6 protein-coding genes and 3 pseudogenes are annotated in these 7862 nt (G+C 65.5%); 1 reads left to right on the forward strand and 8 read right to left on the reverse strand.

The genetic code is table 11. The features are described from left to right. Nucleotides 1–101: 101 nt before the first annotated feature. The 3 genes and pseudogenes from ACIBAF_RS39965 to ACIBAF_RS39975 form a co-directional block, all read right to left on the reverse strand. Complete coding sequence (locus tag ACIBAF_RS39965) at nucleotides 102–2858, reverse strand: LuxR C-terminal-related transcriptional regulator (protein ID WP_399470080.1); 2757 nt, start codon at nucleotides 2856–2858, stop codon at nucleotides 102–104. A 417-nt stretch (nucleotides 2859–3275) separates the two neighbouring features. Further along, nucleotides 3276–3698 (reverse strand): annotated as a pseudogene (locus ACIBAF_RS39970) (transposase); the annotation flags it as partial. Nucleotides 3699–3716: 18 nt separating this feature from the next. Next, a pseudogene (locus tag ACIBAF_RS39975) lies at nucleotides 3717–4123 on the reverse strand (transposase); the annotation flags it as partial. Between the two features lie 293 nt (nucleotides 4124–4416). On the opposite strand from ACIBAF_RS39975, the gene ACIBAF_RS39980 reads away from it, so the two are divergent. Beyond that, nucleotides 4417–4710 (forward strand): hypothetical protein, encoded by a 294-nt coding sequence (locus tag ACIBAF_RS39980; RefSeq protein ID WP_399470082.1) that lies wholly within the window; start codon nucleotides 4417–4419, stop codon nucleotides 4708–4710. A gap of 1 nt (nucleotide 4711) precedes the next feature. On the opposite strand, the gene ACIBAF_RS39985 is transcribed toward ACIBAF_RS39980, so the two are convergent. The 5 genes and pseudogenes from ACIBAF_RS39985 to ACIBAF_RS40005 all read right to left on the reverse strand — a co-directional run. Continuing rightward, nucleotides 4712–4981, reverse strand: coding sequence for an integrase core domain-containing protein (locus tag ACIBAF_RS39985; protein WP_399470094.1), 270 nt, complete (start codon nucleotides 4979–4981; stop codon nucleotides 4712–4714). Between the two features lie 27 nt (nucleotides 4982–5008). Then, the gene (locus ACIBAF_RS39990) at nucleotides 5009–5221 is read right to left on the reverse strand and encodes a transposase (protein WP_399470084.1); all 213 of its coding nucleotides are present in this window, start codon (nucleotides 5219–5221) and stop codon (nucleotides 5009–5011) included. A 27-nt stretch (nucleotides 5222–5248) separates the two neighbouring features. After that, a complete protein-coding gene (locus tag ACIBAF_RS39995; protein ID WP_399470086.1) occupies nucleotides 5249–6454 on the reverse strand; it encodes an ISAs1 family transposase in 1206 nt (401 codons plus the stop codon). Nucleotides 6455–6588: 134 nt separating this feature from the next. Then, on the reverse strand, nucleotides 6589–7389 hold the full coding sequence (locus ACIBAF_RS40000; RefSeq protein WP_399470088.1) for a transposase: 801 nt from the start codon (nucleotides 7387–7389) through the stop codon (nucleotides 6589–6591). 234 nt (nucleotides 7390–7623) lie between these two features. Next, nucleotides 7624–7862 (reverse strand): annotated as a pseudogene (locus ACIBAF_RS40005) (hypothetical protein); the annotation flags it as partial.

Genomic DNA, 7862 nt, shown 5'->3' on the forward strand with positions numbered 1-7862 from the left:
CGATCAGGTGGCGCCGGCCGGAGGTTCTCACCGGGCCGGCCGGAGCGGGCAGCGGGCCTCGCGCAGAGCCAATCGGTCTCTGCGCGAGGCCCGACGAGACGTCATGTATGGCTGACCACATTCATCAGTGCCAGGGAGAACTTGTCCTCGAGATCCTCGCGGTGCCGCACGCGCAGCTTTCGGTAGATTCGTGTCAGGTGCTGTTCCACGGTGCTGGGGGTGATGAACAGCCGCTTGGAGATCTCCCGGTTCGTGTGCCCCTGGACCGCCAGGAGGGCAACGCGCTGCTCAGCCGAGCTGAGGGCAGCGAACTCCTCGTGATGCTCGCGGGTGCTCTCCCGCTGGGTGCCCTCAGAAGTCGCGTCCATGGTGATGAGTTCCTGGAGCATGCCCGCCTTGCACTGCTGCGCCAAGCGCTGGGCTCGCCTCATCGTCGTCCGGGCGAGGCGCAGCTGCGTGGTCTCCCGGTAGGCGGAGGCGAGTTCGGCCAGGGTGTATGCCAACTGCAGCCAGCTGTTGGTGTGCTCCAGCGCGTCCGCCGAGCTCTTCAAGAGCCGAATCCGCTGGTCGGGTTCGCTGGTCTTCGCAAGCAGACGGAGCGCCACCCCGCGCGCCGGCACTTCCTCTCCGAGGAGCCGGCCCTCGTACTCGAGCAGAATCTCCCGGGCTTCGTCCACCCGCCCGCTGCGCAGGTACGCCTCCGCGAGAGCACTTTGCCAGGACGAGAACAAGAGGAATCTGGTCTCCTGGCAGGTCTGCATGTGCCTGCAGTTCTCGAACTCGGCGACCGCGGCGTGCACGCGGCCCATGGCCATGTGGTGCCGCCCACGTGCGAGTGAGTAGAATAATCTGCCGAATCCCTGCAGGGATGACGGGGGAACCGGACGGTCGAGTACTTCTGCCGCCTCCTCGTGCCTGCCCATCTCCGTGAAGGTGTCCACCTGGACTGCCGCGAGGAACGCGACGTGCCCGCCCCATTCCTCCCAGGGCTTGTGAGCGAGCGCCTCACCGAGCAGCCGGTGCGCAGCACCCAGATCACCGAGCTGGAAGGACACGAGGGCCTGGACATACGACAGCAGGGCCTGCCACACCGGGGACGGATAGGCGTCAAGAGAGTGGGAGAGCCTGGTACACCATTCCTGAGCCATGGACAGTGAGTTCGTCGACAGCAGAAGCATGGAGGCCACGAGGAAGGGCTCGGGCCCCGACGATTTCACCCGGATGGTCTCGAATATCTGTTCCGCCACGAAAGTGGCTCCGGCCGGGTCACTCTGTCTGAGGAGATCGGGAATCTTGTGCAGGGCCGTGGGAAGCCACGGCACCTGGCTGCTCACCGCGAAGGCGCGGGACTCCTCCGTACTCCGGAAGCCCAACTGGGCTTGCTGCCGCGGCACACCGTGCCAGACGCAGTACAGGATCCGCGCGAGGAGCACCTCTGCCCAATCGTCCGCCTGTGGAGGCACATCTCGGATCATGTCCATTAACTCACCGGCTCGGTCAGAGAACCCGTGCAGGGTCAGTGCCCGGGTCAGGAAAGCCATGTCCGACACCTGCAGGGCGCCGCGACGTGCGGCGGCGACGAGCGGGGGCATCAAGGACGCCGCCAGTGCGGGGTTGGTCAGCCATTCCGCGCGCAGGAGGAGCATGTCGACCGCCGAACGCTCGGCCGTCGTCGTGGCGGAGGACTGTGCGACCCTTAACAGCGCTTTGGCCGCCTCATGGTTGCCTTCCTCCCGTGTGCGGCCGACGAGTTCCATCACCAGGGGCAGATCCCACGGCGCGCGGAGCCTTCCCGCCGCTGTCAGATGCGCCGCGACGTGCTCCACGGCGACGCCGTCGTCGAACAAGACGCGGGCCGCGCTGAGGTGCAGGTCGGCTCGCTCGATGAACGCCGGGTCGTCGATGAGCGCCTTCCCCAAGTGTTTCCGGAGGTGACCCCCGTCCGTCATACCGAGTTCCTGCAGGGCCCGCAGGACCCGGTCAGCCTGAAACCGGTCCCCGTCAAGCAGTCGACTCAACCGATGTGGAGAACAGAGCCGACCGAGTACGGCGGCTGCCCGCGCGCCGTGAGTGAACCCGGGCAGTTCCACGCCCTTCACCTGGGCACGGACAGTTTCGTGGAAGTTCGCGCTGACGGTCAGTTCGGCGCGGCCCCGAGCGGCCGCGTCAAGGTACTCCGTTAGCAGGAGTTGTACCAGAGTGATGTTGCCGCCGCTGATCGTGTACAACTCTCCGCCGATCTCACTGGTCGGCGTATCCGTCCGGCGGTCGTCGAGTCCGGCCGTCACCTGTCTGACATGGTCGGTGACCTCCTCCAGCGACAGCAGGCGCACTCGGACCACTCTGGTGTACGGCAGTCGAAGAATGTCCTTGACGAAGTCGTCGCAATAGGAGACGGCTTGACCTGTCCGGTAGGTCAGGACAAGCCTGATGTGCGTCCCCTTCAACCGCCGCGCCAGGAAACGCAGGACGTCCTGTGAGGCCTGGTCGGCGTGATTGATGTCGTCAACCGCTAGGAGGAGGGGGCGCTGTGTGGCCAGCTCGACAAGACTGCGGTACAAATAGTGATAGGCTAAGGTACCGAGCCATGGATGCGTAGTCAGCTTGCCTGCTCCGTCCGCTTTGCGAAGAAGCTGTGCCAAGACACCGTACGAGGACAAGTGTTCGCCCGGCCAGCCGGTTGCCTCCAGGACCCGTGCCCCGGAAGCGGAAGATCTTTCACTGATTGCGGTGAGTAGGGTTGTCTTGGCTGTGTAATGCGGTCCTTCGATAAGTAGAACACCACTGTCTCCTGCTAATTCTTCGAATTCGGAGACAAGTGCGTTTTGGGGAAGTTGCGTGTCGGCGTCTGTAGTCAAGGTGGGGGTCCTTCTCGCAGGTGGCGTTCGCAGTCGAACGCGCAAAGGCGGCCAGGGGTATGCCGGTCGGACCGCAGGCGATCAAGAGAAAACCCGGGTCTGGGGGGGGGAGGGGGAGGCCACTTGAGATATGTTCAGCCCAATTTTCTTCGCACTGGTCCGGTGGCTGCCGGAGCTCAGATGCCCGCGCAGGTGTGAGCGCTTCGTGAAGGCTTCTGTGCAGATTCGCTGCGAAGCTGCACGCTCGGGATGGGGCCTGGGGGTGACCGCGCATACCGCACTCGGGGCTTCAAAACCCAAAGCTGTGATGGGCTTGCCATCTGTGCATCATCTTTATTGGCTTCAACGCCCGTCAAGTGTAACTTTCAAGTAGGATGCACGTCACACTTGCGCACTAGGGGCTGTGTGATGTTGTGATCAGCCTGTTGCCTTCAGGGGGAGGTCGTTGATCCAGATCATCGAGGCACGCAGGTGGAGGCCGGCGAGGTAGCTCTCGGGTGTCTTGTCGTATCGAGTGGCGATGCCCCGCCAGGCCTTCAACTTGTTGATGAGCCGCTCGACGGTGTTCCGCTCCTTGTAAAGATCGCCGTCGTGGCAGGTGGGACGGCCGCCCCGGCGGCCTTTCTTCTTTCGGTTGGCGGCCTGGTCCTCCTTCTCCGGGATGACTGCCTTGATGTTGCGTTTCCGCAGGTAGGAGCGATTGGCGCGGGACGAGTAGGCCTTGTCCGCGGCGACAGCGCCGGGTCGGGTTCGAGGCCGGCCCACAGGCAGACGGACTCGAATCTTCTGCAACACGGGGACGAACTGTGGGCTGTCGCCGGCCTGTCCTGCGGTCAGCACGTTCTGTCCCGGCGGGCCGCCCCTTTTTGCCGGGCCCGCTCCTGTTCGGCGGCGGCTTCTTCAAGGGCGTCCATGACGTCCTTGCTCATGCGCATCCCGGCGGCGTCGTGGTGGGCGCGGGTAGTGGTGGAGTCCACGCTGACCAGGGATAAGTCCGTCTGTCCCCGGCGAGCGGCCTCGGCGATCATGCCCTCCAGAAGAGCGGAGAAGACCCCGGCGTCCCGCCAGACGCGAAAGCGCCCGTAGACCGTCGGCCACGGTCCGAACTCGGAGGGCATCTCGCGCCACTGGGCGCTGGAGCGGAACCGCCAGATCACCCCCTCGAACTGCTCCCGCAACCGCTCGGGGTACGGACCGTACTCGCCTATCGGCAGGTACGGCTCGATGAACTCCCACTGCTCGTCGGTGAGTTGCGTACGTGTCACACCCAGCGTCCTACCAGGTCCGGCCCCCGCACGGGACCAGAACCCGAGATTGATCACGACCACACACAGGCCCTAGCGAGAGCAATACGGTCGTCGAGCACGCGACGGGGCACGCAGTCCTCGACGCCCTTCGCCCTCAGCTGTTCAACGCGGCGAGCGCGGAGGCGGCCGCCCTACACGAGGCGTTCGGCGACATCAGCGCCCTGCTGAGCTCGCTCCGGCTGGAATCGCTACGGATCGTGGTACTTGCCGAGACGCAGGGCGATCTCGAACTGTCCTCGCGGGTGTCGAGGATGGCTGAGCAACTGGGCTGGGCGATTCGCCAGGGCCACCCGAACGCGGTCGACCCAGACTGTCTGCGCAACCTATCGAACAGCTTTTTCTTCCGTGACCCGGTGCAACTGCCACCGAACGGACCCGCGAGCACGCTCTCCAGTAAGCCGCACTCGTTCTCTAGGGTGTTCAGTGGAGCGTTCCTGAAGATTGTTGCCGGGATCTTCCGGCAGCAGGACCTGCAGGACCAGGCCGGTCTGGCCCTGTCGGCCGAGATCGCGGGACTGTCAAGCCCCGGGTTTCGTGGTGACTGAGTTAGCTGGTTTTCTGGAGTGACTCGTGGGGTTCGGCCGCGTAGTAGGCGACCTCGTGCTCGGCGGGGGTGACGTGGCCGAGCTCGCCGTGTAGGCGTCGCTGGTTGAACCAGTCGATGTACTCGGCGACGGCGACCTCGACGTCGTTGATGCCGGTCCACGGGCCCTTGTTGCGGATCAGCTCGGCCTTGAAAAGGCTGTTGAACGCCTCGGCCAGGGCGTTGACGCTCCTATAGTTGTCAACTCCCCGCAGAGACCGTCTTCGGGGCAGGTCGGATGAGGTGGTAGACCTCGCGGATCACGTGCGTTTGAGGCATCGGATGATCTCGCGTTTCGTTTTGCCCTCTGCGGTTCGGCGAGCGACGTAGTCGATCGTAGGCTGGTGGAATTGCATGCGGACGATGACGGTGCGGTAGATCGCGGCGTTGAGCTGGCGATGACCGCCGTGGTTGATGCGGTGCCTGCCGCTCGTCATTCCGGAGCCGGTGGGCACGGGTGCGATCAGGGGCATTGCGCGATCGAGATCTGTCTGGGTTCGTCACATGAGTCCGAGGGCTCGTAGGGGCCGGTGGTAGTCGCGGCCGGTGTGGCGGAGGGCGGCGGCGATGTTGGTCCGGCCGTCCTGGCGGAAGACGCTGATGGCGAGGTTGCGCAGGGAGGCCATGGCGCGGGGCAGGGCGCCGGTGCGGACCTTGGAATCGTCCTCGCGGAACGTGCTGTCCCGCACGTGGTGCAGGAGGTTCTCGATACCCCAGTGGCCCCTGATCCAGGCGGCGAGTTGGGCCGGGGTGGCGTCGTAGATGTCCAGGCTGGTGATCAGGTAGACACGCTCGATGGTCAACTTCCCCGTGCTCAAGTCGCGGCGCCACCGTAGGACTTGGATCGCCTGGCGGGCGCCGGGGTAGTCGAGGTGGCTGAACGCGGCTACCTTGAGCCGGCGGACCTCATCGCGGTGGTGGGCGTGGTCGCGAGTGCGGTGCCCGAGCGGGATGTCCCGCCAGGGCAGCTTTCTGACCTGGGCGTACAAGCCCGGATGATTCTTCTTCACGACAGCCACGTAGTACGCGCCGCGACTGGTCAGAAAGGCCCCGTGGTCGTGCTGGGTGTGCAGTGCGTCAGTGGTCACCACCGAGTTCTGCAGGTCCAGGCCGTCCAGCAGGGGTGTGAAGGAGGGGATCTCGTTGCTCTTGGAGGCGACCTGCCGCTGGGCCAGGACGACGCCGTGGTGGTCCATCGCCGCCAGCAGCCCAATCGCCGCGGCCGCCCGGGTTCGCGATCCGCGGATCACCTTGCCGTCGACCGCGATCACCCGTCGCACCGACCCGTTCTCCGCGTCCGGCTCGACCGGAGAAGGCGTTCTGGCCTGCAGATACGCGCTGGTCGCCGCGTCCAGCGCGTCACCGTCCACACGCTGCAGCAGGCGGCGCACGGTTGCGGCGTGCGGCACCGGCCGCCGACCGGTAAGCGGATCGGCAGCGAACCCGAGAACGCCCAGAAGATGCTGCGGGGCATCCGTGATCCACTCGCTGATCGCGATGAGCGAGCGAGCCCCGGTCAGCACCGCCGAGGCTGCTTGGCACAACAACGCGAGGGCCGGATACCGCAGTCCTCGCGCATCGCGGGGATCGGCGACCAGGATCAGGAATCGCCGCAGGTCAGCGACATCGGTTGGGGTGAGGGGATCAGTCGGGGAGCCCAGTTGCTCCAGTGCGGAAGGGATGGGCGATGATGTTCGGGCAGGCACGGTCTCGCTCGGTTCTCATGGGTCTCGACAACCACATGATCACCAGCGCCGTGCCTGCTCTGCTCTCCGGGACCCCTTGCCACGCAACGGACATGACGACATGTCACTCACGAGACCGGCGAACCGGACCAATCTCAATCGCGCAATGCCCCTGCGGGTGCGATGCCCGCGAGTTTGGCGAGTGCGGCTTCGGACTTGATGCGCTCGGGGTTGTCGCCGACCACGACGAGGATTTCCGCGGCTGTGTCCACGCCGATGCCGAACGGCTCGAGTAACTGCGGGGCGACTCGGTGCACCAGGCCATCGATCATCTTCGTCAGCTCTTTGGCCTCGGCGTCGAGGTACTGCCACCGCTTGGCCAACGTGCGCAGGGCGTGACGTAGTGCGTCCTCAGGGCCCTCCAGCTGTCGAGGACGCAGGCCCGCCAGGTGCCGGGCCAGAGCGATCTGCGTTTTGCCGGCGGTCTCGTGGCGCAGGCCATCGGGGGCGTGGACGAGCATCGCCTTCATGGTGACCATCGCGGCCGCGCGCTGTTCGACGGCCTGGTCATGGGCGATCTTTAGCCGGCGGATCATCTCGGCCTCGCCGTCCGCCGTCTTGGGAGTGGCCGTGGCGAAGCCGGCGAGAACTGCGCGGGCGGCGTTCTCGGCGTCCAGGGTGTCGGACTTTCCGTTCATCCGCCGCAGCCGTCGGTCCGGTCGGCCGGCCTCGACCACCTTGTGACCAGCCCTGCGCAGGAACGAGGCCAGGGTGGCGCCGTAGGATCCGGTGCCCTCGACCCCGAATGCCAGCACATTGCCGAACGCGGTTGCCCAGTGCAGGAGTTGCTGGAATCCGCCGGTGTCCGTGGGGATCGTCAATGTCGCCAGGATTCCGCCGATGGTGTCCATGACTGCCGCGACGTGCACGTGCTTGTGTGTGTCGACGCCGATCACGACGTGCCCGGACATGTGCTGCTCGTTGGTGTTCACCGCGTTCCTTCCGGCCGGTAGTGTGAAGTGCACGCTGTCGCCGGTCGGACGGACGGGACTGTCACGGGGACGCTTTTGACGAGGTGGCTCCAGGCTCTTATCAGGTCACGTCCGGTCGGCGGCAGCGCTTGCTGCGTGCCCGGCCGGGCGGTCGACAGATCAACGCCAGGACACCCTCAGGGTCGGTCGTAGCAAGAGTCAGACCGTCACGGCCGGGGCTACCGAATCCTTGCGGGATCCGGTGCCAAGAGACTGACAGTCGTAGGAGTCGCCCTTGGAGCCGACGGAGGCCACGGCTGCTTCCTGTTCGAGGCGTTCGGTGTAGCGGATGGCCCGGTATTGGGCGAGTTCAACCGGTCGATGCAACACCGGGTTGTTGAAGTGAGCGTAGTTGTTCTTCGAAGACTTCGGCGGGGGTCTTCCAGCCGAGGATCTTG

The sequence above is a fragment of the Streptomyces sp. NPDC051677 genome, from assembly GCF_044453465.1.
In the GTDB taxonomy this organism is placed as follows: Bacteria; Actinomycetota; Actinomycetes; order Streptomycetales; family Streptomycetaceae; genus Streptomyces.